We start from the raw sequence: 24,578 nt of genomic DNA, 5'->3' as shown, positions 1-24,578 counted from the left end.
GGTTCCTACCCATTAGTCATACGTCTATGGGTAAAAGCCTTTGGACACTCGACTAATGGAATCCGACCCAGTAGTCATTTGTGAAATGGGACTAACGACTCTACTATGGCCGACCGGGACCGTGACGAAAAAAGCGGAAAATTTACCGAAGAGTATCCGCCTCAAGACTTTCTGGAAGCCTTATCTGAAAAAGGTCCGAGTGGGACTTCGGATATCTCGAATTATGTTGGTTGTGATCGTCGCACCGCCTACCTCAAATTGAAAGCGCTTGAGGAGGATGGAAAAATTAGAAGTCAGAAAGTAGGTAATTCGCTACTCTGGGAACTAAATGAGTAGTCATCTACCTATCGAAGTATAGTTAGTGTTCCTGCTGATTTATACTATCACCACTAAACAACTGGAGCCGGGTTATTATTCGAGAACTGATCCCAACACGTTAGACAATTCTTCATCGAGTTCACCGGCTTGTAGTATTGTGATTGGCTGCTCTTTTTGTTGATCGATAGATAGCGTTTCCCTTTCTAAGTCCTGTACAACTAGCAACCCGTTCCATCCGGATCCAAAACACGACGTTGAAGCAGCATCTTCTGTTCCGAATACATACTCCTCGTTCACACGGAGGAAGGCAAGATATTCTAACGTCTCTTTGATCCCTGTCCGAATGGTCTCTTCCCGAGTACTGTGCTTGACTTCAGCGATCAGATACTCGTATTCTATCGGATCATTAGATTGTACTTCAAGGATAATGACGTCTGGTCGGCCAGTATGATTCTGGAATTCCTTCTCGAAGTATGCGCTTGCAACGTTACGGGCCGATCGTTGGACCTGCTCTGATCGAGTGAGCTCACGATCTGTCGGATCCACGTCGGTCCTAAATGATAAGCCACGGTCTGAAGCTGACATATCGTGATAGAGGACGATATCTTGCCTCCCGTTGATGCGAGCGACTTCTTGCCGACCTGATTTGATCGTCTTGAAGACTGGCTGTGCTTCTTGGAGTTCCTCAAGGGTCGAGACGAAACGAAATAGAACGTATAGCTCGAAGAGTCGGGCCTGGTTGTCAGGTGTGATCGCAGTTTGGTTAAGGAGTGAGCGTAGCTCGTCGGGATGGCCGTCGAAGAGACGTTGTCGGGTTCGAAGTAACATTGCGGCATCTCGGTATATTGCTTGCCGTGAGTTTTCCGCAACCGTCAGCATCCTCTCGGTCGGTTCATAAGTTTCTGGAGAGCGGATCCGGCGGACGTGGACATTTCGATCCATAATTCGTTGGAGATCGTCGATCAAGTCCTCGTTGTTGCGCCATCGGTTAGTGACCCACTCGTAATCGTTTTTCAGGTACTCTTCCGAGTCTTGGAGTGTTGTGTATATAACCGAAAGTAATTTTTTAAGAACGAGATTTTCCGGAATATCGTACGTTTCTGATCTATTTTCGGTGACGAACAGCGATCGATCACGGGGGTTAGATACGTACCGTGTTTTGACGGTCGAGCCCCAGTTGATGTGTCCGTCGATTCCACCACGTTGTGTCCGAGCGGTGGTCTGCGTTTCCGTACGAATACTTCGGAGTCTTTGTGATAGTTGTTCGACGAAAGAGATGACATCGGGTTTGAGGATAAAGTGAAGATCCAGTAGAAGTTCATACTCTTCAAAGCGATCGTCAAGGGCTTCAGGTTTGAGTGACTCAGCGAGATGGCGCTTCGGGAACCCACCGTGCATTACGTAGGTTAGGATATCCTCAGTTAATCCGTCAAGGAGTTCCTGACGGTTCATATATCTCCGTCAAGCGTGATTTGTAACATTTCACGCGCTGCGGTCTTCAATTGTTCTACGTCGACAGCGTCGACAGTAGCGATGTGGGAAACGATTTGGTTCCGTTCTGGGACGCCCTCCAGTTGCGGAAAAATGTAGCTGATTATGGCTTCAGTGAGGGGCTTTGACAAATGATGATCAGATGTACCACGCTCAGTGACGTATGACAGAATGTCTTTGACGATAGCCGGGCCAATAGCACGCTCAGCCACCGCTTGATTCGTATGTTTCCAGACACGTCCAACAGCACGAAGCTCATCTAATGTTGGATCAACGCTGTCCCACGCAGAGACATACTGCTGCAGTTCTTTCTCTAATTCACTGTACGCAGCGTCGTCGTCGCCCTCTGGAAGAGTTGGTGCAGGGATACGGATGAACGCAAACCGACGCATAAATGCGTAACTCATTTCGTATAATGAGGTTTTGTCGTATGTGTTCATCGTTGCAAAGAGTCGCCAAGACTTTGGAACGACGTACTGATGTGTAGCTGGCAATCCGTCTAGGTGCTGAATTGGGAGTAATTCGACCTCTTGGTTGTTCCGAGTGAACGGAAGTTGTACAGCGTGCCCGGATAGTAATGTGAACAGTTGGCCGAATCCTTTGTCAATATCGGCACGATTCAACTCATCAATGACAAGCGGTTCATTTGATTGTACCTCTGTCTGAGGGTTCTTCAGCCGGTTCAAAACGATTCCAGGAGTAAACGCTAAGTCGGCCTGTGACTCACTCGCGTCGGTTTTTTCTGTTGGCATATACCCGCCGACAGTATCAAACGTAGACCAGTCAGCGGTAGCAGTCGTGAGTTCCGATCCAGAGAAGAGGTACGGGTACGTGTCGGCGAGGTAGGTAACAACCCGATTAGCGAGTTCGGTTTTCCCGGTTCCTGGGGGACCGGTCAAAATAATGTGGTCACCGGCCCGGAGAGCTGCTTCGATCTGCCCAATAATATCTTCACCAGTTGTGCCGGGGAAGTATAGGCCATCCAGAATTTCATTTGCCTGGAGTATGCCGTCGAAGTTTTTCTCGTGATTAACCGGTGGGAGTTCAGTTAACTGCGGGGCTAACTCGCTAATAATGGCTCGTGGACGATCGAGATCTTGATTGCCGCTAGGCGTGCGGAACGTGACGAATGTGTTCTGTGTCGGGAATCCGATCCCAGTAGCGTCCGTACAAATTTCTTTTATTGTATCGATGGAGATGCCATTGGCCGTTAACGCCGTTAGTTCTTGATTTCGTTTATTGATTGATTTGGTGTGTGCGGGTGTGGCGAGATCAATCTCTTCAACCTCGCTGGTGACGAAAATCCGGTCGAACTCGATCGCACGTGTATATCGGTCGTCAGACTCGGGGCCGTCTGGTAACCAATATTCTGTATTATCGTGCTTGTCACCGAGAATAGCGACGCCAAACACAACACCCTGCTGTGTTTCCAGCTCAGAATGTGATGGGCTTTGCTGAGCGTGGAAGATGGCTATATCGCCAGGCGAAGTACCCTGCCATCCTTCTAAGTGGTCGTGTTCGACGAGAAGGGCACGGTACTCCAGTGCTTTTCGCCAATAATCCGGCGGAGCAGTAAGTTTGTAGACTGTCGGGTCGTGGTCATCAATATATGTGAGGACCGGATGTTCCTCAGGAAGCTCGGCTATATCCTCCCCAGATTTCTTCCCTTGTTTGAGGAGATAATCGCCTGCCTCCGCGCTCAAATTGAACAGATACTGTTGATTTATGCCACCAGGATTGACTGGGTAATATCGGTCTAAACGATACTCCCAGAGCTTTGGAAATACCTCAGGGAATGCAAGCGGCCTTTCGAACGGTGTGAACTCAGTTCCGACGCGATATCGTTCGACAGTATCGGAATCGCTATTTCCAGAATTTGCTTCATCTGCAGAGACTTCGACAATACGAGCGGGTTCAACAACTTCGTGATATCCAACGACTTCTGCGTCTCTATAACTGAACACGATATCCCCAACTACGAGTTTGGGAAGATCATACTGGAACCGCTTATCAGTGGGTGCTTGTAGATACTCTCCGTCAATTTCTTTTTGTCCTTGGTTTACCCAGTAGTACGGTGCCGTTTCTGAGATAGTTTCAAAATTAGTCGAATCGGTAGCCGAATATTCGCCTTTCTCTCCAGAATCGATAATCGATCGACCGGCTGTAGTGAGACTGTTGAGTCCGTCTTCACGTTCAACGAAGCCGAGGACCTGTAACCATTCCCGGTGTCGAATCGCCGGTCCTGACGTCGTCATTTCTGCCTCGGCGAACCTGCTCACAAGAACATCTTTGATTTCCTCGTCATTCAACGGACCTTCTTCAAGTGCGTGAAGTATTGTTTCGAATCCTTTGACACCGGTCGTAAGTGCCTCGTAGAGTGTTTCCGGATCTTGGTCTTCGAGCCATTCCTGACCGTATGTGTCGAGTGCGCAGTTAGTATCGGATAGTTCTATGAGATCGATCGAATCTAGGAAAGCAAGATGGTGACCGACAGCATCCGCACTTCCTGCCTGTGTATTCGAGATTATCCAGTCGATGAGTTGCTCCCGAGAAGGGTTCTCAGCCTGGATGAATTTAAACATCCCCCGAAGATTTTGGAGACGATTCGAGACACCGCCGTAGAAACGATCTGTAGTCATTCGACGGTCATCAGACATTAGGACCGCTTTCCAACGCCACCCTTGTAAACGTATTCAGCGGATGACCAGAATTGAGAATATTATTTCCAGTTATCTACCTTTCCAACGAAAGGAGTTACAAAATAAAATAGCTAAGATCAGCTAGACTCTCCGCAGTATCGTCCCGATGTTCGGTGGGGGAACGCAGTACGTCGACACGTTAGACGCAATCTTGGCGTTCGTCGACGCGCATCACCTGACGACGGATGAGCTCGTCGGCTGGCACCGAGGGCCTTCACAAACGTGTCGAGTCGAGAGTCGATTCTGCGGCGAGTCCGGTATCTGCAACAAGTTGGGTTCCTCACGCAATCGGAGGAGCACTGGGAACTCGGTACGGCGGGGCGGGAGTACGTCTCCAACGACGACACGGCGACGTTGCTTCGGATTATGTGTGAGCGGAACGTCGGGCTTCGCAGTCTCCTCTATGCGTTAGTGGCGGGGCCGATGACGATCGGGGAGGTGAGCACCCAACAGTTGGAAACGCATCCGGAGTTCGGGTGGAGCCACGGGGAGACGGATATGGCGAAACAACGCGTGAATTGGCTGCGGAGTCTCGGCCTCGTCGAGCAACACGGCGACGAGTACGCGCTCACCGAGGACGGACGCGAGTTCGTCGAGACCGCGGTAGCGGAGTGGGCGGACTCGGCGTGGTCCCCGTCCGAGGGTGAGTCGGAGTACACGGCGGGGACATACGAGACGACGGTTCACGCGCGGGCGGTGGATCCGGAGTTCCGCGCGACAGTGTTGTCCAGACACGACCGGACGTGCCCGGTGTCCGGTTCAGCGTCGGCTGACTCACCGGATTCTCGACGCCCAACGACTCCCGGATGTCAGGGTCGTTGATGACGCGGGCTACGCCCGACTGGTTGAGTGCCGAGAGGTCGAAGAACAGATACAGACGCGTTGCGTCCTCTCCGTCCAGATTCTCCGAGAGGTCGTTGTTTTCCCCTTTCGACCAGTAGTAGTGCCGAAGGTGGACCTTCCCGAGTGCTTTTGCGAGGCGGTGCTCGGGCGTCCCCAGTTCGTCGTACCGATCTCGTTCCACCACCACCGGTAGACGCGGTAGGCCTCTGATTTGATGGCTTCTCACAGCGGCGGGATGATGTTGTTAGCCGGATTTCGGGTCAGGAGCCCGGTGTTTGCCCAGGGATCATCCCGCGGGTCGTCGGGTAACTTTCTCCCGGCTTCTCTGAACCGGCTTGAAACCTCCGCCTTCTCCTGCCGCCGCTGTGGGGTTCACCCTTCGACTCGGGATTACGTTTAGCGTCCTCGTCTTTCTCCTTTGCCATTCTATGAGTACACCTAATAGCAGTGGTTTTACTCAGGTTCTATATCAATATGAGGCGGTATTTCATTATATAGCGCAAAATGAAACTCATCAAGATGATACCAAGTGAATTTCGGCCCGTATACTCGCTTAGTTTCTAGAATCGATTCTGCTTGATCTGGATTGTTTGTTATTGAGAGTTCCGTAACTGCATCTAATCCCTTCTGTACGAACTCCTGATATACTGATTCAGGGTTTTCCTCTGTGAAGGTGACACCAATTCCTTCAACGTGACCAACCTCATTCCTCTTATATCGAGAGTCATCACCGGAGACTAGCGAAAATTCTCCTTCCCCCCACTTTTCGTCAACTTCTAGGATTATACCCCCCATCTTTAGTTGAAGCTCTTCGTGCTCGATTGACTGATAATTCCCTTCGTCATCGATACTATCGGGGTTTAGTATTGAGATCGTTGGGATAGTGACTACTGTTTCGTCCGTGAGTTCCGAAATACCGTCCAATAGCTCCTTTGCAACATCTCTAGTGAGATCACGTTCCTGTCGATAGTATTCAACAACTTGGGGAATACGCACAGGCCAATAGTATGGCACCCAAATTTCAGCATCGGCAGCTCGTCCCACATTTCGCATAAATTGAAGTAAATCTGGGAACTCTGGTTCAGGCAGTGAAGGAAGAGATATAGGTGTATCAGTATGTCGCGTTTCGGACTCTCCTGTACTGACAAACTCTAAGGTAACACTCTGGACGGGTTCTATCTCCGATAGAGATAGGAACTCTAGATACTGCCAGAGAGGTAGTTCATACAACTTGAAGGAGAAGTCCTGGGTTATTTTTATTCCTTGTAGGTGATCGGAATCGCCTTGCATTTCCGCATCCACTAGCAGAGGATACTCATAGGAAGGGCTGTGATCACCTTCCGTTTTTACCACCATCTCTCCTCCTTGTTCATATATTCCTACTGCAACCTCCCCACTAATGGGAAGTTCGTATTGATCAATACTCTCTGACAACACCTCTTCTGGAAGCCAAATAGTAGCATCTGGATTCTCTATACTTTTTAACGAAAACTGGCTCCCACCTCCAGAGGAATTCGATATTCCGTAGAAGTTAGGGTCTAAATTCACTTTTTCCCCTGTACGCTGGGATTCTTTCACTTTCTGTCTGATATCGTATATTTGTGTGTAGATGTTTCTTGTCAGTTTGACAATTGCGGTAGCTTGCTCCCGAAGTGTCCGAACTGGCACAGTGAATGTGTAGAGTTCACCCCCGCGGCGAGATCCAGTGGTTTTACAGAGAAATGATACATACTTCTCATCTATTTCTACTTCGATTTCTCCATCCGGCCCCTCAACTGTGAAGCTATGATTTGTTAATGGAGTAACGCGATTTCCATGTTTGATCGCGTTATATGGCTCTTCGAACCGGAGAAAGAATTCTGCAATCTCTCGTAGATGGGTTTTGATGGTTTCCAACGACACAGTAATCGCTTCATCTATGTTGTCGATCTCAGAGCTCAGTTCGTTCTCCTTATCAACTATATCTTCAAGTGAGACTTCATCAGTGCTTTCCTCTATTTTATCATACCCAAGTTCCTGTTTCAACCACTCATCAGCATCGACATCTTGATACTCTTCTATGATTCGATCAAGTTTCCCATCACGAATTGCTTCAAAATTTTCTTTTACTTGTTTTGGGCGTGTACCTGTGATAGCTTCAACAAAATCCACATCGGGATCTAGTCTGCTATAAAAGTAGATGCCGAATTCCTCAATATACTGCATTACCTCCCGAAAAACAGTAACATTGGCATAAATCTCTGCTTCATCTTGTTTTTCTTCATCAAACTTGTCTAGACCCGCCTCTAAACTTGCCAGAGATTTTTCAATATGGGTGTAACTCAATGAGGGCGTGTGGATCGACTCAAAGTGCTCACTGGGAGAAAGCTCGCCGTCATCGCCGATAAATTCTGACTGGTCAAACCCATCTGCCATATTCGTACAACTGAAAGGCATTCAATTTATATTCTGCCCAGGTAGGTGACCGAATCCGTATCTTCAAATTATTTGTTTTCGCAGACAGGCTCTTGAAGATCCTCAAGTAGGTCTTCTCGGTGCTCAGCCAGAATCTCGGCATCCACACCAACGTTTTCGACTTTCGCTTCAATGACGGTGACCGGAGTTGATGCAGCTTCAGCATTCAATACTTTGAGCGTAGGCATCCCGACGCCGAGGAGATCCGGCTCACCGTCAGTGAGCCGAATAGTGTTGAATGGTGCGAGGCGATGACGGAGCTCGTCAGGAATCTCCCACCCGCCCCACGACGGCGTCGTGAACTGCGTTTCCGTGACGGCGTACTGCGCTGGACTCGCGTTAAGATCGGTACTGACCGATTCTTGATCGGCTGTGGGAACTCTTGTATGACTCCCTCTGAATACAACTAGATTCTATCCAAAGGAAGTCTGTCAGACTTTCACCAAGAAGTATTAATCAAGGGCTCAGATTGATGTTTATGAAGCGGAGAACGTTCGTCGCAACATCTGGAACTGCATTACTTGCTGGGTGTAACAGCGGAGGAAACGAGGCACCAGAGGGCACCCCTGCCACAGAAGTGACCGATTCGACAAGCGTGAACGAACAGACAACGTCTAGTGGTGAAGTGGGGAAAATCGACATAGTCGAGACCAACTGGGTTACCGAGAGTGAATCGGCTGAGTTTTTGATTCAGAATATCGGTGAGGGTCCAACTGGCTCATTAACCTTGGTCGCCCGATGGTATGATGACGAAGGAATTTATATCGGGAACGACCAGATCTCGTTACCGACGCTTCATAGTGGAAAGAGCTGGTCCATCAGGGTGGAGAATACGGTTCCTTTTAAGGTAGCTGATTACGATGCATACGTAGATTACGAGTCTCAATATACCTACGACGAACTCGACACCCGCTCTGTAGACATAGATGAGGAGATTCCCGCCATTACCGGAATTGTCAGTCACGAACAGGAGGGAGAAACAGCCATCAATATCCTGGCTGTGACGTACAATTCAGGTTGGATCACTCATATTGGATCAGTCACCGATACCAGAATCCCTGATCCAGATTGGCGTTTTTATATACCGCTGAGCCAAGTAGGGGTTTACGAAGATAGCGTTGGCGACGAACTAGAACTGATGTTCACGGTAGGTTGACTCGGTGTAGTGATGTATTCCTGTTTTGCTGGTGGAAGGGTTTTATGACACCCTCGTACGGTCGCTGAAAAAGAGAATGTCAGTCTGAATCCTCCTCTATCAGCTCTCCTGAATAGTGACCACTCTGATCACAGCCGTTCGTTGTACCACGCGAGCGTTTCGCCGTAGCGGAGTCCATCAGCCGGTGTATCGATCGTAATCGTGGCGTCAGCGTCGTTCAGAAGTGGGATGAGTTCGTCGTAGTAATCGCGTCCAGCGTGGAACACGAGCCGTGTGCCGTCTGTGAGCACCCCGTTGTCGTGGAGTTGCGTGGAGACGCGTCGGGACCACTCTCGTTTCCGTTCGACTGACGCACCGCTTAGCGTCTCGTCATACGGCTCGATCGGGTCGCCGTCTGGGGCGAGCACTCCGTGTTTGGCGGACAGGATGTACCACGCTTCGTGATTTTCCTCAACGTACGCTCGGGCCTTCCTGAACAGTGCTGACTCGTCGTACAGGTCCTTCGGTGGGGCCGCCTGATCCCGTTTGCTCTTCGTACAACTCACGAGGCCGATGTCCATACCCGAACCGAGAGCGCTGGACGGACATAGATCTAGGTGGTGACAGAGCTTGAGTACCAGAGTAACACCAGTTGGGCAAGCAAGGAGTTTCCAAGCTAACTGCTGGGGTTCTTTTTTGTTAGCGTCGCGTAGCCGACGTATGGATGTACACCAGTACGTCCGTGAACAGGAACAGCCCGAACTCCCGTCGGAATCGATGCGAGAAACATTTGAGCTGTGGGATACCGAATACACCGTCGAAGCACTAACGAACCTGAGTAGTTCGCAACTCGACGCAAAGAAAGCGGACTTCGAAGGTGAGGTACAGGTACTCTTAGCTGAACATCGTCCAGGACGGCTCATTGCTAACCGTCCTGCACTCGCGTCGGCCAGTGGGAAGCCACCGTACACGGCTGCGGAATGGCGTCGGGCACGGGAGATGATTCGAACCGAGGCGAAGAAGATTCGGTTCCGGTTTGACCAGGCAGCTGGGAAAGTGGCTGAACACGAAACAGACGCGAAACGAACGTGGATTGCGGAACTCGTTGAGGCGCTCCCGACACCAGTCAGTATTCGACTGTAAGAGACCCGCTGAGGGTGTCTTTGAACGATTGATAAGTAATTACGTTCACGGATGAACTAGGCGTCACTGCCGGTAGATTGACCAACGTATCAATCGGGGGTACGCCTCAACAGTAGTGCGAGCCCTGTAAGTGATACCGATATCCCAAGGAGAATGAGACCAAGATATGCGATGGCTATTGACCCGAGATCCTGAATGGCTGAATGATACTGGTTGGTCGTATGCGAGAACAGCAACAGTGTTCCGACGATACTGATGAGAAGTCCGACCGCGTTCGCCCACAGTCCTGCCTTTGGCATACTATCTCCTCGTAGTCTGTTGTCTACAGTGGGGAGGTGTGGCAAATTTAACGCTTTGTCTCGTGTCTGTGATCCACTGTACGGTCTTATTCGATTTGATGACCACACTCCCTGTAGTGGACGGGAGAAGTACAAAATTAGCAATCGCAGAGAATATCAACTGTAATATGTGTTCTTATTCCAACCAGTAAACGAACGACATAAAGTTTATAATACTTCAAAATATGCGTTATTATGTTACAGACCGTTCCTTTGTGGGCAGCAGTCTTGCAGTAGTCGCTACTACGTAGTGATGAGACGATCGGATGGCAAGACTGCTACAAATCGATAGCTGACCGCCAGACGAACTCCAGGTAAGCATATGACGCTAAAAACAACGATTTCGGTTGAAGGTACAGAAATCGAAGTAGACCTTGATGAACTCACTCGTTATGGGGCATACTTCATCGATTCAGACCGAGGCCTCATAATCAGAGCTAGCGTGTACACGTGTGGGACGAAAGACAGTCGCACAGTCCGAGAGACAGAAGTTGGGACAGGATACACGTTCCGTCCGGTTGAGGTTGACACGACTAAACTCCAAGAAACACTTGAAGACTCCTTAGACATCGAAATAACTGATTCCGAAGCCGATCGAATCGCGTCCTATTACGGAACAGAGGGAGTTGAGGTGATCGGTCACTGGACAGGAGACTTCGATGGTGACCGGATACTCAGTCGAGCATCCGGGAAGTACATCTCGACTGACATTGAGGAACCACTTCTCGGTTGGGACCATGAATTTGAAGCGCTAATAGACCGCGTGACTACAGCGACCGATCACACCCGTCGGGAAGTTATGTGGGCATTGTTGAACGCTGCGCAGGATGCGACACCTGGAAACGCGGAGTACACCGCGCAGGTTAAATTGAAAAATGAGAAAGAGTCAGCAATGCCTCACTCGTAAGCAGTCCACGTGAGTGGAGTTAGCGCTCACCACTCCGATTTCATTTTTGTGTGACGTCCGTGTTTTGCGGACAGGATGTACCACGCATCGTGATTCTTCGCAACGTACGCTCGGGCTTTCCTGAACAGTGCTGATTCGTCGAACAGATCTGAACTAACCGATCTGACTCACTGAACTGTACCCCAGTGCCTGTAATTTACCCGTATGGCGGGACGAGTTGGGTATACCTCGGTTCATATGAAGTCAATAAATAGCACTCACCAATCTCCGGATGGTGTTCACACTCCGGCTATCCAGTGTGATGCGTGCGAGTCCGCTCTCAATTCTCAGGGCGACCACGAGATCACCGTGCTACTACTGGATCACCTCACCGTGCCCGTTGTCGGTTGCGACGATCATATTGAGCGATTCTCAACTGTGTGCGGGTACACGACTGAAGAGTCAGCTACACTCTTGGACCACCGGCCAGCTGGTGGGATCCGTTGTCCAAGCTGTCAACTCTCGGTGTACAATGCAGAACAGCCTGTCGTTCCGGTCCAAGACGGAGCCGTTGCCATCCTTGCGTGTCCCGAACATCAAGCAGAGGTCGTCACTCGGTTTCAGACAGGACTCAACACGCAGTCCCAGTTAACAGCGCCTCTCGATATGTCATAGTAGGGTGTGAGCCCCCTTACAGAACTTCGTTCCGCGTGGGTAGAACAGTCCCGGCACGACCGGACGTGCCCGATCTCCGGCGTGGATCATCCGCGGCTGTTGGACGTCGCACACGTCTTATCGTGGCGTGATTACCCGGATCGCCCCGGCGGATCTTACGAATGTGCTCGCGCTCAGTAAAACGCATCACGCGGCGTTCGACCGGGAACTGTTCACGATCGACCGGGACTACCGGATACGTGTGAACCCTGCGTTCGACACGCACAGCGACGTGTTACACCGGACGATCATCGACCTCGTGCTCTAGGTTCGCGTTGGCGTACTCCTCGGCCCCCACAGAAGAGGTACGATAGCGGGTAGATACTTTTGTTACTCGCGTCCATCGGCACACATAGTACGGATACAATAATGGGACGACAAAAAATTGTTCAGCATATCGAGGCAGAGCTGTCGGGGCGTTCGGACGAAACCACCGAACCACAGGAAATTACCGAAACGTTGTGCCAGAACTGCGGGTTCGTGATCGAGACAGAGGGAAAACAGCCGGACGACTATGTCGTCCACGGTATTCCCTCACACGGCGGATCGGGCCAGAGTTTCGTGTTCTATTGCAGCCCAGATTGCTTCCAAGACGCGATGGACGAACTCCTAGACGTGTAGCCGCTGGCAGTCGTCTCTATCGGTAGAGTTGGAGGGCCAGCGGTGACGCGCAGTAGTGGTTCGCAGGGGTTCGGAAGACGATTTTCACGTACGGTCCTTTGCTCACGTTCGGGTCGTTTTCGATGGCAGTGACGATACGCTCCAGACGGTCACGGCGGTCGCCGAAGTTGCCCTTGCTCAGTCCTTGAAGAGCCTGTCCCCGCGGAACGTTCCGTGCGTTGGCCACGACCGCTCGGATAGCGGGGTCCTGCTGTGTGTGTTGGGCCACCTTTTGGAGTTCCTGATTGACCATCTGAGAGACGCCCTGTCCGTTGACGACACCTTTCTGGCCGTGGATGAGGTACGTACTCGGTCCCTGCTTGTACTTTTGAACCATCCCCATCTCACTATGCAGGCGCTCGATGCGGTGGTACGACGCTTCGGGGCACTGGGTCTTCAGGTCTGGTGTCTTGATGGTCGTGTTGGTGTCCGTGTAACCGTTCGTGATGAGGAACTCGACGATATCCGTGAGTTCCGTCGCAGTTCGTAGATTCGTTTGTGCTCGTTGTTCGATACCGCTCTTCAGTTGATTTCTCGTCATATTGTGATGTTTCTCAGAAACATCTCGCCCGTCACAATCGAAGCAGATATAGGAGAGCGAGTATAACGCCGAAGTGACGCAACCCAACCACCCTGCGCTTCGCGTGCGGGGATAGGAATTCGGCCGTCCAAGCGGCCGAAAACCCCGATTCTCCACTATGCTCATACAGATTGTTTAGTTGCTTCTCCTACTGTACACAAGGGGATATGAGCACTTAAAATGTGGATTTATTGATACGATTGATTGGACTGAGCTGGTTCTAGCGAGCAGATGGATCTATCAGATAAAAAGAACTCAGTAAATTAAACCGGTTTAATATTTCATTCAATCGGTCTCAGGTTGATGCTTAGTACCTCTTTCAACCAGTCACTATTTTAATGTTACCTATTTACACTCTTATTGTGACAGATATTCCCCGCCGCGTTCATATTGCTCCCCAGGGATTCGAAGATGAGCGGATCTACCGCCCGGCTATTGAGCGGGAGGCAGACATCGTCATCCTAATCGGCCATAATGAACCGGACGATACTGCCGAACGGTGTCGGGAACGGATTGTCGACGTGCTCAAAGAACACAGAATCACCGTCCAAGACGATGTGACGTGTGATTTGTTCGAATTAGCTGACGCCTTGGAGACAATATTAGCGGTCATTCGTGATCGGAATCCTGATGACATTATCCGAGTGAACATTTCTGCTGGCTCGAAGATCACGGCGATCGCCGGTATGCTCGCTTGTATGTTCACTGCTGCAGATCCTTACTACGTCGTGCCAGAGGGTTACAATGAATCTGCTGAGGGGTCAGAGTACGAGACGGTCAGCCACGGAATGAACGATATCAAACCGTTGCCCGCGTATCCTGTGACAGAGCCCGATCTGCAACTCATTGAGGTACTCTCGTTTATTCAAGAAGAACAGCCCGAGAGTGGGCCAGATGGTGTTATTCTCAGAGATATCGGCCAATATCTGCTTGAGCACGATCTACCGGTCGTCCAGGCCAGCGACAAAAAGCCAGAGGAGGTCGACGATATCTATCCGATGATAAACGAGATCGTCGATCCTCTGATGCAACGCGGGTTTGTCAGCAAGAAGCGGTTTGACGGCGGAACGCACGTTAGAACCACATCTGAAGGAGAGGAAATGCTATCGTTAGCGAAGAGTCTGAACAGTAGGTAACTGGGTGAGAATATCTAAGTGAGCGTGTCATAGAACGCTCAGAAACTCTGTTGTGGTCATCTGTGGACGTTCAATACAGACCACGTTTTGCCGATCGGATTTGAGTCACGGCTTCGTCACGCTCGAACCGCTCCCGGCAAAAAATTTGGCGAAAAATACTGACCGAGGCCGGAGACCGAGTTCAGGGAACCGTGCTCTCTCCGATCACACGGAGGGTAGCGGTCACTCCGTAGTCTGTATTGAGCGATCTTAGCGCGAAATACAGGGGTGCTGCCAATTCTTAGATAACCCACAGGTGTAGCCGAAGCCCCCGATCTTCTCACCTCGGCACCACTTGCCGTACTTTCAAACACGTCCCCGTTGAAACGCCGTCGTAATGGACGAATCGGCGGTGTTCGAACAGGTCATCGACGAGCTGGAAGACCGTTCGTACCAGCCGCTCGTCCACGTGCCGGGCGCACACGAGGCGACGTATGCGGACGTGCTGGAGCGGTGTGAGTCCCATCGCATCACGATCGGGGGTCGGTACCCGGACGTGCTGGGCTTTACGAACACGGATCGAGTCTTTGCAGTGGAAGTCAAGGGGTCGACGGGGCTGCTCCGCGGGATCGGCCAAGCACTCACGTACCAGCAAGGGGCGCACGTGTCGTTCTTGGCGGCTGCCGAGGAGACGGTCCAGCAACACGCGGATCTACTACAGGCGAAAGGGGTCGGAGTGATCGGGGCGACAGACACCGGCGTCGGGACGTGGGCGTCGCCCCCGACCTCGGAATCGCACGAACAGGTCGTGGATATCGAAGGGCAGCTGTCGGTGCGGCTCCGGCACAGCGACATCAGCGGCGACATCGCAACGCTATCGCTCGCCCAACCCCTGAATTACCTCGCGCCGGTCGTGGCGATCGATCAGCACGGCCCGCTTGCCAGTGATGAACTCGTGGACGTCTTGGCCGCAGAATACGCGTTCGGCGCCGGTGACAGCGCTCGGCAGAGCGCGGTGGCGCTAGGCTTACTCCAAGGAGATGACCGCTATACGTTGACCGAGCAAGGCGAGTTGGCGGCGACGGTCCTCCACGGGTACGGCGTGGCGACGCTGGCGGAGCTCGACGCTGTCAAGGACGACGTCGGACGGGCGACAGTGTTCGAGACGCACCAGCCGCTGGCGATTCTGCTCCGGAACTGCTACGAGCGCCACCCGGAGTTCCGGTTGTTGTTGGATGCGTTGCGGAAGGAAGGCCCGCGGATCCGGTTCCCGGATCTGCTTCGCCGCCTGGTGCACGAGTACCCGAACGTGTTCCTCAACACGTTCTGTACGCGATCCGGGCGATCAAAGGCCCGGGAGTTGATCGAACGCGGGCAAACTGCGCGACTCTATGATGAGGTGGCCGTCTGGAAGGACGTGATCCGGACGAACGTCCTGTTCAACTTCGTCCAACAGTTGAAGCATATTGGCGTCTTAGCTGGGGAGACACGGAGTCACAGCGGCGCGATCAGCGAGTACGACCCCGACGCGAAACCGTGGGTGATGCGAGACGCGTGACCAAGTAATGGAAGGTTTTTAGGTTGTTTATGACGCTTGACAAAAATCTGCAGCTCTATGCTTTGTATAGCGGAACGTTCAATCCGGCGTACTGGGAGTTCGGTCTGTGGATCGCACAGTAGATGGTGAAGAATGGGTGGAGCGAGGGTGGGTTCGTGTCGTTGAGTTTCTCTACAATAATGACGTCACCACGGAATTAAACATCGTTAGTGTACCAGGAGAGATCTCTGGGAATGGGTATGAAGGATACGAGAGACTCGGCTCTCAATCCCGATTTCTTGAAGAGACTGGACTGACCGAAGACCAGGCGATGCTCGAACTGGAGTATCTCCGAAAACAAAATCTTGTAGACCTGTTCCAACCATTTGAGGAAAGCGAGTTTGGCGTGAACCGATTGACGTCGGACGGTTTCTCTGTCGCACACGATATTCAGCGTACGAAACGGGAGGAGCAATGGCGTAATCAGAACTCGTTCATTAATCTGGTTCTGACCGTCGCCACGGGTGTTCTTGCCGCGTCAGCAATTGTACAAGGAATTCTCGCATATTATGATTCGACGGGCGTCACTCAACAGTTGATTTTCGTTACGTACGCCGCTATTTCGATCGTCTTAGCGCTTTTGATGCTTGGTCGTCGGGGATATGCGGGGCCGGATTTGTGGGGATAACAGTTGTTTCTATGGCTGGGACCACCAGAACGATAACCGTCGCTCGTAGACGTGGTTGTACACGAAATGATGGGGCGGAAACAGACGTTTGAGGCGCATTTTTTGAACGTGGGTCACGGGGATTGTACAGTTCTTCACCATCCGGGTGATGAGAGACATCCTGAAGGACGGGTTTCGGTGGTCGACATCCACGAACGAAAAGACAGAGAATCAGACGTGGCTGGACTGTCCGTGTTTCTGAAGGATGTGTTCGGATCCTCGCATCCGGAGTCGGAAGAAGAGTATGCGAGACGGCATCTGAACGACCCGGTCAAGTACGTCGATAACAATATCGATGACGGCGGTCGTGGTGTGTGGCGGTTCGTAGCGACCCATCCGGATATGGATCATCTTTCGGGGTTGGCCCGGTTGGATGATGAGATCGGCATCGAAGTGTTCTGGGATACGTTTCACGCGAAGACGTTGAGTGCGGATCAAGACGAGTGGCCCGAGCGGTTCGATCCGACAGATTGGGTGCGATACGAAAAGATCCGGCACGGAAAGACGGATCACCACTACATCCAACCGACGAAAGGAACGAAGACATCAACGTGGGCGGATGACGACATCGATATTTTCCACCCGTCACCGGCGTATATCCAGCAGTTGAATGCGAAGCACGAAGATACGTCGACAGCGAACTATAATGACCTGAGTTACGTGCTGAAGGTGAACACACCAGCTGGTGGGATTCTTCTGCCCGGTGATCTGGAAAGTGCGGACGCGTGGGAGCGTGTGCTCGACTATGCGGAGGAAGAGTTAACTGATGTTCGCGTGCTCAAAGCAGCACACCACGGACGGGAGAACGGATTCAACGCGGAGGCAGTCAGGCAAATCGATCCTGAGTACGTAATCGTAAGCGTCGGGAAGAAAACCGGACAGGATGCCCTTGCGAAGTACAATCGGATGTGTGGTCCTGAGACTGAGATCTACTCGACCCGACAACACGGACGACTCAAAGTGACCGTCACAGAAGATGGTGAACTCGATCTTGAAGCCGAGGATCCTGAAGGCATTTTCCAGCTACCGGAGTAAACAGCATTTCTATTATTTCCCCTGCGCACGCTATGTGACATAACATAATATCAGGAGAATAATTCAGACTCCGGTCATCCTCTAACGGTCGTCAGAGAGTTTCAAGAAGAGTGATTATGACCCTCGCTCCACGCCACTGTTGAGTTCCTGAACTTGATCGGAGTAGAAGTCCGCAATCGCGTACTGGATGAATCGGTTGTTCATTTTGGTTTTTCGTCGTTTGAAGACCCATATTCCGGCGAGACTCCCTGTAAGTACTAAGCCAAGAACGGGCCACGATCGGACAGCGATCCACCCAGTACATTTCAACAGCATACTACTGAGGGTCAGAACAGCGGCGACGTAGCCGACAGCCCACATACTCCGGTGAAACGAGTGCAGTGCTTGAAACCGAAGAGCGCGGGTCGCCGGGGTCGTTTCGATATAACTTAAGAGCAGACGAAACAACGTCCCGTAATCATCGAAATCGTCTGGTAACGAGAATTTCCGTTGCATCAGCGGCCAAATAGCCTCTTCGACGTGCGTCACCGCAATTGGGAGTTCGTCGGTGTTCCCATCGCGTGTGGCTTGAATCACGTCTCCAAACAAGGTCGGCGTTCCGTCGAGTGCGCTGGCGATCAGTTGAATAATATGGCCGCACACGAGCGCAGCAACGAGGAACGTCCCTGTAGCGATCGCCCCGGTTGAAAATTGGAGATATGTCTCAACGCGGAAGATCGCACTGAGTGCCAGCAGGACGACTGCGCCGGGCACTAAGTTGGCCAGCACATCATACAGCTCTAAAGCGCGGAAGCTTCGTGCAACAGACATTCACGACCTGCCTCAGGTTAGATTCGTATACCGTTTGGAGGCTGCCTGCTCGGTTGTGTAGTCACGACCGTATACGGAAACCTCCCAGTCGTCCGGGTCAGAGGCTTCGATGCGGATCCGTCCGTCGTTCCGAGTTGTAACTACGTACCGCGTCTCCGTGTTCCCAGTGTCCTCGTGCGTAACAGACACTCCGGATGCGTGCTCTCGGTAGGCGTCTGTGGCCGAGTTCCCCTCATCTGCTTTGTCGGAAAACACGACGAGATCCGGGTTGATGTGGTCGATCAATTCCTCGTCGTAACTACTCTCCCGCCCGTGATGTGGAGCGACCAGTACCTCTGAGTCTTCGATGGCTGACCACGCGCTGGCGTTGTTTTTCAGCTTAGTGGTTCCCTGATCCAGTAAATCACCCACTGTCACATACTGGAACCCATACGAGTTGACGACCGTGACGCGACTCAAATTATTCAGCTTCTCGAAACGATCACTCCCGAGGGTGGCGTCGCTAGTCCCGTAGCTGTGGAACGTGACACCGTCAGTCGGCACTCCGCCATCCGCTCTAGCCCGTCCTAACTCCGGATCGTCCAACGCCCAGGTTGGGTCAGAGGGAGAGGTCTCGACATCGCCATCATACTCATCAAGCTTGTTCAGGTAGTATTCTGCGTCTTCAATATAAGCGTCGTCGTCGTTCTCTCGTGCTTCTTCGAGCCCCGCTTCAACCAAGTCGGTTGCTGATTTCGGACGCAGAAAGATAGACGGGGCTAGCTCAAGCTCTTTCATCACGTCGAGATCTTCAATATGGTCCTCGTGTGGATGACTGATGATTAAATAGTCGATACTGTTGATGCCGAACCGGCTCCCGTTGATCCATCGCAGTGGCGAAAACTCCGGGTCGCCGGTGTTCTTTCCGCAGTCGATAACGACATCTTTGTTGCCAGCACTCAGATAAGCCGCACTCCCGTGCTCGACATCCCAGACTCGAATATCGAGTACGTGGTGGCTCTTCTTAGCCATCTCTCGTCGGCCGTTGTGTATGTCGAATGAAAAGTGTCCGCCAACCGGGGTGAAAGTGAAACCCAGGAGAGAGAGTCTAATCGGGATCAACTACGTCACTACGGTCGCCAGATTCAGAATATAGTCGAAGCCGATGGCTTCAAAACCACCGTAGGGCGGTTAATCGCTGTTCTCGAAGATGTCCGATGGAAGCCGAGGCCAAATCAGGCTATTTGCGAGTGCTTGGACTGGCGCTAATACAGTGGTAATGACACCGGTAATGAATGATCCGGTGGCCAATAAGAGGTAGGTGATCAGTGGTAGTCCCGGGTCTTGCGAACTCAACGTAAATCCTATGTAGATACTCCCCAGTACGATGGCAGCGGCGAACAGGAGAAATCCGATGATTGCGTACGTCCCGGGAGCGGTACTGGAGTGGGCTTTCAGCACGCTCCACAGATCTCGATAAAATCCACGTACGGCGTGGGTAGTTTCGGTCGATGCGGGGTTGTGAGCCTCTGTGTTCCAGACGATGGTCATCTGCTCGGTACTCTTGGAGATCCACGCCTCTTCTCCTGCAGCCATCTCGTCAAGCAGCTGACTGACCCGGGTGGCTGAAACGTCGACGGCATCCGCAAGTTCGTCGAGTGTGTATTGGTGTCCGTGATTCGTATACAGGAGTTCGGCGATGTCGAAGAACGTGTCTCCTTTCTCTTCGAACTCAGCTTGGAATTGGTTCGGGACGTTCGCCATACCCACATATCATAGGGGCATCAATTAAATCAGTTCAGCCAGGGATTGATCACGATCAAGGCCCCTCTTGATCACCGTAAACCCCCAAAATCAAGCAGTAAAACGTCTCACACTCTTTTGGAGTCTGCAACCCTCGCTTGAACTGTCGATGTCAACAGACAAAGACCACACTAGCGACGAACGAGCGAATCGGATACGAAACCACGTGCTCATCATCATTGGCACACTTCCAGTGCTCCTGACAGTCCTCCACTTTGGGCTGCCTGAGTCGACTCATCAAGCACTCGTCTTCGATCATTCATCGTTCCCGAGTTATACCGTGTTCACTGGGGCGTTCGTCCACGCCTCAAATATGCATCTGTACGGCAATCTCGCTGGATATGCGATGACGATCGTATACGCTTACGCCTTAACGTCCAATAGCGATGGCCTCCGTTGGTTCCGCCGGACCCTCCTTATCTCCGTTTTTGCCCTGCCGGTGTTGACGAACCTGACGAGCTACGCGGTAATATCCTGGCAATACCCCAGTGCTGCTCCGGTATCCCGTGGCTTTTCAGGGGTTGTCGGTGGCTTCGGTGGAGTGTTGCTAGTGGCACTATACCGTACGCTCCGAGTCAAATACAACAGTGCCGTTGCGTGGACGGTCGGTCTCTGCTTGTTTTTGATCCTGATGCAACTGATTGATATCCAGTACACCGGCGGACTCCGACTTGCTGTCACTGGCCTAGTGGGAGCGAGTATCGTACTTTTGACCGGGCTGTATGTGTACGAAGATGGCATCTCCACGGACCCGGTTGATATCCAACGAGTGGGATTCGGGGGGTTGTTAGTCGGACTGGTTGCAGTGGTCCTGTCCGTACTCGTACTGGCGCTGTTTCCGACGGCGAGTACCCTTGTTGACGATGGGACATTTACGAATATCTTTGCCCACGCCGCGGGCTTTTTGTGGGGTATAATACTCTCTGGTGGGTTACTGGTTGAGGATGAAGAGCTGTCTTTACGAAAGCTCGTACGGTACTCATCTCGAAGATTAGGCCTCAGAAATTAGCTATCGCTCTTGTGACGGAAATTGTTGATACAGTCGGAGAATCTCACATAAGCTTCCTTCTAATGTAGGGGTGAAATAACAAATTATTCAGATGTAGGAGCGAAAATGAGGCTTGCTAAACCGCCGACTCCAATCAGAATTAAACTAATATATAAGCCATCTACAAGCACGATACTAATCAACGAATCAAGTGGAACAGAATTTCCATACATAGTAGTTAATGCGTTAAAAATCGACCATCGATATGTTATTGCCAGAAATAGTGAAACTGTACTCATAACAATGACTAGAGCAAATTTTGGTTTAGATGATTCATCGGAAGCGTGCAAATTTTCTATTCCTTCCGCTGATCTCTTTGAAATGAGAGCGAATATGAATACTGCCACCGGTGCAAGTGGGCCAACTGTAGTGATTCGTCCTACAGTCCCAAATAGAGTATTTGAGGAAGTAAGATATACCACGCCCCACGCGATTGAAAAGTAAATAGACCAGCCCGCTAACCCAATAAACCCGATATAGAGCGCAGTTCTTGAAATGGCATACCAATTCCTTTCAACTAAATCTTCATAGCCATCTCGAATAAGTGGTATATTGAATATTTCTACCACAATCCGTTTCAAAGGAGTGACTACGCCCTGATTGTCTTGATTCTCATCCAACTCTTCTGTGGATTCCTTCTCTGAGTTTGATGTAGATTCTTCACTCGTCATTCTAAACCAAATCCACAATATTACGAAGTACGCTAACGCCAATAGCGAGCAAAACTGCCAGTATTATGATCTGTGGAGCAATATCCAGCAATAATGATGGATCTGATCCAGTAAAGGTGAGAAATAGAATACCACCGATAAGTAGAGCCACTACCGCTTCAATAATGTCCTCAGCGGCCATACAGAAAGTTTTCTTGGACGAATTATAATATTGTGGGGCCTTGGAATAAGCCAGCGAGAAGTTGTACCGTATTCTTCACCAGCCACCGAACTGACCAATCCATAGTCATCCTGTCTTGAGCAGTTCATAGTACTCTGCGTGAGCGTATTAGCTCTTAGAGACTCGAAATGAAGATCATCTATCGACGGCTTCGTTCCGGTCGAATCCGTGCAGGCTGACGGCAAGCACGACCCCCCAGCCGAGCCCGGCGGCGTGGCCCACAAGATTCGTTGTCGGCCCGGTAGTAGCGAGCGCTGACAGTGGTGGGAAGAAATCCCAGAGCAGCGTACCGAAGACGACGCCAGTAAGGCCAAAGACGACTGTTTCTGTCACCCACGCGAGTCGAGTGCGGGCATCCGACTGCGAGCGTGCGGCGGTGAGGAACCAGCCACCGGCGACGACGAGCCCGGCACGGAGGCCGACAGTCCCAGTAACGGCGGCGCTTGCGGTCCCGGTGAGGCGAATCCCGATAACAGCGACGGCGAGCGCGCCGCCGGTACAACTGACCGCCCACGCGACGGTGGGACTGTGGCGGGCCTGTACGTAGCGTCCGACGGCGACGATGAGGACGCCCGCAAAACCAGCAACGACGTCGGAAAACCCGTACGTGACAGGGGTCACGTCCGGGTACAGGACTGGCAGCAGCGCGTAGCTTGTGAGGCTCGTGAGGATCGGAAGTACGAACAGCAGGGCAAGTGTGGTTTGCCAGAACCAGCGTCGCCCATCGGATGCTACACTGTACAGGTACGGGAACCCGACGATGCGGACGTACCCGTCTAAGTTCTGGAGGAGGTGCGGTTCGGAGGCGTGGACGTACGCTGCGGTGAGCAACGTATAGCCACGGAGCTGCCCGTGATCGAACACGAGTGCGTCCCGAACGGAGAGTGGTACGTAGGACTGGATCCCGGCGAGCACCAGCGCGATGCTCACAAGCCCGACGACGTCACAGGCGTACGTCGGGAGTCGGTCCGGAAGGAGTGTCATTGACGGTACTGCTGGATACCGATCCAACTCAGGGAAATGAGCCCGATGAGTGCCAACGAGACAGCAACGAAACTAGCTTGGGTGCCGAGAACGCTGGAGAGCCCGAGGAAGTTAGTCCGGTTGAAATACCCGACACCGAGGAAGACGCTGACGACAACGACGGCAGCACCGAGCCGCATCCCGACTTCTTTCAGAAAATTTCCGAAGGTAAAGTCACGAGCCATATCGCATTCCTCCAAAGATACTCACTTGGCGTTGGTGGAATTGTACCAGACGGACACGAAGGGTCTGAATATCCGAGGCGGGTTCTGCCGTCCTGAGCGTTCGAGTCCTGATTCACTAGCAAGGGGTCTAACTGAGGCGTCTGAATACCGCGCTGAAATGACGGTCAGTATCTTCGGGAAATCCCTCCGTTTCCGCAGCGAGCACTACCACGAAGAGGCACAGCGTCGATGAGACCCGCATTTTAGTTTCCGATGGGTTGAGGGAGGTATCCCACTGACGTCTGCGAACGCATATGAAGCGTCGGACTGCCGGGGTCTTGATGGGTATGCTAGCAGTGGTGTGTTTCGGGCTTGTCCTCTCTGCGGTGTATCCGTTCACGACGACCGAGCCACACGCAGCGAACGCTCCGAGCGAGCGATTCACCGTTGGTGAGACAGACGCGTTCAGCGCGACGGGGAGTCTCGTCGTGGACGGACAGGTGAGACTGGCATTCGACGGTGTCGTAACTGCTGATGGCGCCTGGTACCAGCGGGTTGTCGATGGCGGCGTTGTGTCAGCGGCCTACCAGCCCGACGCAACTGGACCGGTCTACCGCAAGCGAACGATTGCGGGGAGTGACAACGCCGAGCAGCAACGAGAACTGATTGCTGAAGATGAGGACCGCGTCCTCGTCGATGAAGACCGGGATGGGGACAACGTGACATTGGTCGTCAAAGAGAACGGCACCGGCGTCACGCAGCCGGTCTCGGGAACGGCATCGGTGTTCGTCAACAGTCTCGTTGTCGCCGGATACGAGGCCGACGGGTCTGATTCGTCGGACGAGACAGTCTATACGCCACGGGCAGGATGGTACGACAGACGGGAACCGTACCGCATTACAGATGCCTCGGGTGCGGTACGGACTGACGCTAACTCGCACGTAGTCACAGCGGCGAACGTCTCCTGGGACACGACAGAACCTGCGGGAACGTACATGGAGTACCTGCTGGTCCGGTCGTTCAGCGACGAACCGACAACATACCGGATCACGTTCGAGTTCGAATCAGGCGACGCCGAGCTTGAGCGACCATCGTGGGTAAGATCAGATCTCTCTCACTCACAGGGCGTCATAGAAGACTTGTCACGGGAGTATTTCACGACTTCACAGCCGAAGCAACCGTAGG

At 52.0% G+C, this 24,578-nt stretch carries 27 protein-coding genes and 1 pseudogene; 13 read left to right on the top strand and 15 right to left on the bottom strand.

What is annotated here, in order from left to right; all coding sequences use genetic code 11:
- Positions 1 to 105 precede the first annotated feature (105 nt).
- On the top strand, positions 106 to 336 hold the full coding sequence (locus RJT48_RS20150; RefSeq protein ID WP_311174160.1) for a transcriptional regulator: 231 nt from the start codon (positions 106 to 108) through the stop codon (positions 334 to 336).
- Between the two features lie 75 nt (positions 337 to 411).
- Here the strand turns inward: RJT48_RS20150 and RJT48_RS20145 are convergent, their stop codons facing one another.
- Together RJT48_RS20145 and RJT48_RS20140 are read right to left on the bottom strand one after the other, a co-directional pair.
- The gene (locus RJT48_RS20145; protein WP_311174159.1) at positions 412 to 1,770 is read right to left on the bottom strand and encodes a hypothetical protein; all 1,359 of its coding nucleotides are present in this window, start codon (positions 1,768 to 1,770) and stop codon (positions 412 to 414) included.
- Complete coding sequence (locus RJT48_RS20140) at positions 1,767 to 4,466, bottom strand: AAA family ATPase (protein WP_311174158.1); 2,700 nt, start codon at positions 4,464 to 4,466, stop codon at positions 1,767 to 1,769. The genes RJT48_RS20145 and RJT48_RS20140 overlap by 4 nt, the downstream gene beginning before the upstream one ends.
- Before the next feature lie 264 nt (positions 4,467 to 4,730).
- Here RJT48_RS20140 and RJT48_RS20135 point away from each other — a divergent pair, with 264 nt between their 5' ends.
- Positions 4,731 to 5,330 (top strand): hypothetical protein, encoded by a 600-nt coding sequence (locus RJT48_RS20135; RefSeq protein ID WP_311174157.1) that lies wholly within the window; start codon positions 4,731 to 4,733, stop codon positions 5,328 to 5,330.
- A gap of 474 nt (positions 5,331 to 5,804) precedes the next feature.
- Here the strand turns inward: RJT48_RS20135 and RJT48_RS20130 are convergent, their stop codons facing one another.
- Complete coding sequence (locus tag RJT48_RS20130) at positions 5,805 to 7,766, bottom strand: hypothetical protein (protein WP_311174156.1); 1,962 nt, start codon at positions 7,764 to 7,766, stop codon at positions 5,805 to 5,807.
- Positions 7,767 to 7,834: 68 nt separating this feature from the next.
- A complete protein-coding gene (locus RJT48_RS20125) occupies positions 7,835 to 7,993 on the bottom strand; it encodes a hypothetical protein (protein WP_311174155.1) in 159 nt (52 codons plus the stop codon).
- Positions 7,994 to 8,283: 290 nt separating this feature from the next.
- Between RJT48_RS20125 and RJT48_RS20120 the strand changes: the two genes are divergently transcribed.
- Complete coding sequence (locus tag RJT48_RS20120; RefSeq protein WP_311174154.1) at positions 8,284 to 8,961, top strand: FxLYD domain-containing protein; 678 nt, start codon at positions 8,284 to 8,286, stop codon at positions 8,959 to 8,961.
- 128 nt (positions 8,962 to 9,089) lie between these two features.
- Here the strand turns inward: RJT48_RS20120 and RJT48_RS20115 are convergent, their stop codons facing one another.
- Positions 9,090 to 9,521 (bottom strand): DUF6884 domain-containing protein, encoded by a 432-nt coding sequence (locus RJT48_RS20115; RefSeq protein WP_311174153.1) that lies wholly within the window; start codon positions 9,519 to 9,521, stop codon positions 9,090 to 9,092.
- A 139-nt stretch (positions 9,522 to 9,660) separates the two neighbouring features.
- Between RJT48_RS20115 and RJT48_RS20110 the strand changes: the two genes are divergently transcribed.
- On the top strand, positions 9,661 to 10,083 hold the full coding sequence (locus tag RJT48_RS20110; protein ID WP_311174152.1) for a hypothetical protein: 423 nt from the start codon (positions 9,661 to 9,663) through the stop codon (positions 10,081 to 10,083).
- Between the two features lie 89 nt (positions 10,084 to 10,172).
- Here the strand turns inward: RJT48_RS20110 and RJT48_RS20105 are convergent, their stop codons facing one another.
- A complete protein-coding gene (locus tag RJT48_RS20105) occupies positions 10,173 to 10,382 on the bottom strand; it encodes a hypothetical protein (RefSeq protein WP_311174150.1) in 210 nt (69 codons plus the stop codon).
- Between the two features lie 361 nt (positions 10,383 to 10,743).
- Here RJT48_RS20105 and RJT48_RS20100 point away from each other — a divergent pair, with 361 nt between their 5' ends.
- The gene (locus RJT48_RS20100; protein WP_311174148.1) at positions 10,744 to 11,328 is read left to right on the top strand and encodes a hypothetical protein; all 585 of its coding nucleotides are present in this window, start codon (positions 10,744 to 10,746) and stop codon (positions 11,326 to 11,328) included.
- A 26-nt stretch (positions 11,329 to 11,354) separates the two neighbouring features.
- Here the strand turns inward: RJT48_RS20100 and RJT48_RS20695 are convergent, their stop codons facing one another.
- Positions 11,355 to 11,474: a DUF6884 domain-containing protein gene (locus RJT48_RS20695; protein ID WP_345784773.1), complete on the bottom strand. Its 120-nt coding sequence runs from the start codon at positions 11,472 to 11,474 to the stop codon at positions 11,355 to 11,357.
- Positions 11,475 to 12,030: 556 nt separating this feature from the next.
- Between RJT48_RS20695 and RJT48_RS20690 the strand changes: the two are divergent.
- Positions 12,031 to 12,277, top strand: a pseudogene (locus RJT48_RS20690) (HNH endonuclease); the annotation flags it as partial.
- 113 nt (positions 12,278 to 12,390) lie between these two features.
- A complete protein-coding gene (locus RJT48_RS20090) occupies positions 12,391 to 12,642 on the top strand; it encodes a hypothetical protein (protein ID WP_311174146.1) in 252 nt (83 codons plus the stop codon).
- 16 nt (positions 12,643 to 12,658) lie between these two features.
- On the opposite strand, the gene RJT48_RS20085 is transcribed toward RJT48_RS20090, so the two are convergent.
- Positions 12,659 to 13,222: a hypothetical protein gene (locus tag RJT48_RS20085; protein ID WP_311174145.1), complete on the bottom strand. Its 564-nt coding sequence runs from the start codon at positions 13,220 to 13,222 to the stop codon at positions 12,659 to 12,661.
- A 401-nt stretch (positions 13,223 to 13,623) separates the two neighbouring features.
- Here RJT48_RS20085 and RJT48_RS20080 point away from each other — a divergent pair, with 401 nt between their 5' ends.
- The 4 genes from RJT48_RS20080 to RJT48_RS20065 all read left to right on the top strand — a co-directional run bounded on the left by RJT48_RS20080 (position 13,624) and on the right by RJT48_RS20065 (position 17,675).
- Positions 13,624 to 14,397, top strand: a complete 774-nt coding sequence (locus RJT48_RS20080) for an HFX_2341 family transcriptional regulator domain-containing protein (RefSeq protein WP_311174144.1) — start codon at positions 13,624 to 13,626, stop codon at positions 14,395 to 14,397.
- 376 nt (positions 14,398 to 14,773) lie between these two features.
- A complete protein-coding gene (locus tag RJT48_RS20075; protein ID WP_311174143.1) occupies positions 14,774 to 15,934 on the top strand; it encodes a hypothetical protein in 1,161 nt (386 codons plus the stop codon).
- Positions 15,935 to 16,040: 106 nt separating this feature from the next.
- Positions 16,041 to 16,601, top strand: coding sequence for a hypothetical protein (locus RJT48_RS20070; protein WP_311174142.1), 561 nt, complete (start codon positions 16,041 to 16,043; stop codon positions 16,599 to 16,601).
- A gap of 69 nt (positions 16,602 to 16,670) precedes the next feature.
- Positions 16,671 to 17,675 (top strand): ComEC/Rec2 family competence protein, encoded by a 1,005-nt coding sequence (locus RJT48_RS20065; protein WP_311174141.1) that lies wholly within the window; start codon positions 16,671 to 16,673, stop codon positions 17,673 to 17,675.
- A 114-nt stretch (positions 17,676 to 17,789) separates the two neighbouring features.
- On the opposite strand, the gene RJT48_RS20060 is transcribed toward RJT48_RS20065, so the two are convergent.
- The 3 genes from RJT48_RS20060 to RJT48_RS20050 all read right to left on the bottom strand — a co-directional run bounded on the left by RJT48_RS20060 (position 17,790) and on the right by RJT48_RS20050 (position 20,228).
- A complete protein-coding gene (locus RJT48_RS20060) occupies positions 17,790 to 18,485 on the bottom strand; it encodes a hypothetical protein (RefSeq protein WP_311174140.1) in 696 nt (231 codons plus the stop codon).
- 12 nt (positions 18,486 to 18,497) lie between these two features.
- Positions 18,498 to 19,496 carry an MBL fold metallo-hydrolase gene (locus RJT48_RS20055; RefSeq protein ID WP_311174139.1) on the bottom strand — a complete coding sequence of 333 codons (999 nt, stop codon included), beginning with the start codon at positions 19,494 to 19,496 and terminating at the stop codon, positions 18,498 to 18,500.
- Between the two features lie 159 nt (positions 19,497 to 19,655).
- Positions 19,656 to 20,228, bottom strand: a complete 573-nt coding sequence (locus RJT48_RS20050) for a hypothetical protein (RefSeq protein ID WP_311174138.1) — start codon at positions 20,226 to 20,228, stop codon at positions 19,656 to 19,658.
- A gap of 148 nt (positions 20,229 to 20,376) precedes the next feature.
- Between RJT48_RS20050 and RJT48_RS20045 the strand changes: the two genes are divergently transcribed.
- A complete protein-coding gene (locus RJT48_RS20045; protein ID WP_311174137.1) occupies positions 20,377 to 21,276 on the top strand; it encodes a hypothetical protein in 900 nt (299 codons plus the stop codon).
- 83 nt (positions 21,277 to 21,359) lie between these two features.
- On the opposite strand, the gene RJT48_RS20040 is transcribed toward RJT48_RS20045, so the two are convergent.
- From RJT48_RS20040 to RJT48_RS20025, 4 genes are all read right to left on the bottom strand, one after another.
- Complete coding sequence (locus RJT48_RS20040; RefSeq protein ID WP_311174136.1) at positions 21,360 to 21,986, bottom strand: hypothetical protein; 627 nt, start codon at positions 21,984 to 21,986, stop codon at positions 21,360 to 21,362.
- 1 nt (position 21,987) lies between these two features.
- Positions 21,988 to 22,167 carry a hypothetical protein gene (locus RJT48_RS20035; RefSeq protein WP_311174135.1) on the bottom strand — a complete coding sequence of 60 codons (180 nt, stop codon included), beginning with the start codon at positions 22,165 to 22,167 and terminating at the stop codon, positions 21,988 to 21,990.
- Between the two features lie 174 nt (positions 22,168 to 22,341).
- The gene (locus tag RJT48_RS20030; protein WP_311174134.1) at positions 22,342 to 23,190 is read right to left on the bottom strand and encodes a hypothetical protein; all 849 of its coding nucleotides are present in this window, start codon (positions 23,188 to 23,190) and stop codon (positions 22,342 to 22,344) included.
- Positions 23,187 to 23,414: a hypothetical protein gene (locus RJT48_RS20025; protein WP_311174133.1), complete on the bottom strand. Its 228-nt coding sequence runs from the start codon at positions 23,412 to 23,414 to the stop codon at positions 23,187 to 23,189. The genes RJT48_RS20030 and RJT48_RS20025 overlap by 4 nt, the downstream gene beginning before the upstream one ends.
- Positions 23,415 to 23,734: 320 nt before the next feature.
- Between RJT48_RS20025 and RJT48_RS20020 the strand changes: the two genes are divergently transcribed.
- Complete coding sequence (locus tag RJT48_RS20020) at positions 23,735 to 24,577, top strand: hypothetical protein (RefSeq protein WP_311174132.1); 843 nt, start codon at positions 23,735 to 23,737, stop codon at positions 24,575 to 24,577.
- Position 24,578 lies beyond the last annotated feature (1 nt).

This window comes from Halobellus ordinarius (assembly GCF_031823395.1).
In the GTDB taxonomy this organism is placed as follows: Archaea; Halobacteriota; Halobacteria; order Halobacteriales; family Haloferacaceae; genus Haloquadratum; species Haloquadratum ordinarius.
The sequence above is the reverse complement of the archived record's forward strand: the minus strand, read 5'-3'. Positions and strand labels throughout refer to the sequence as shown.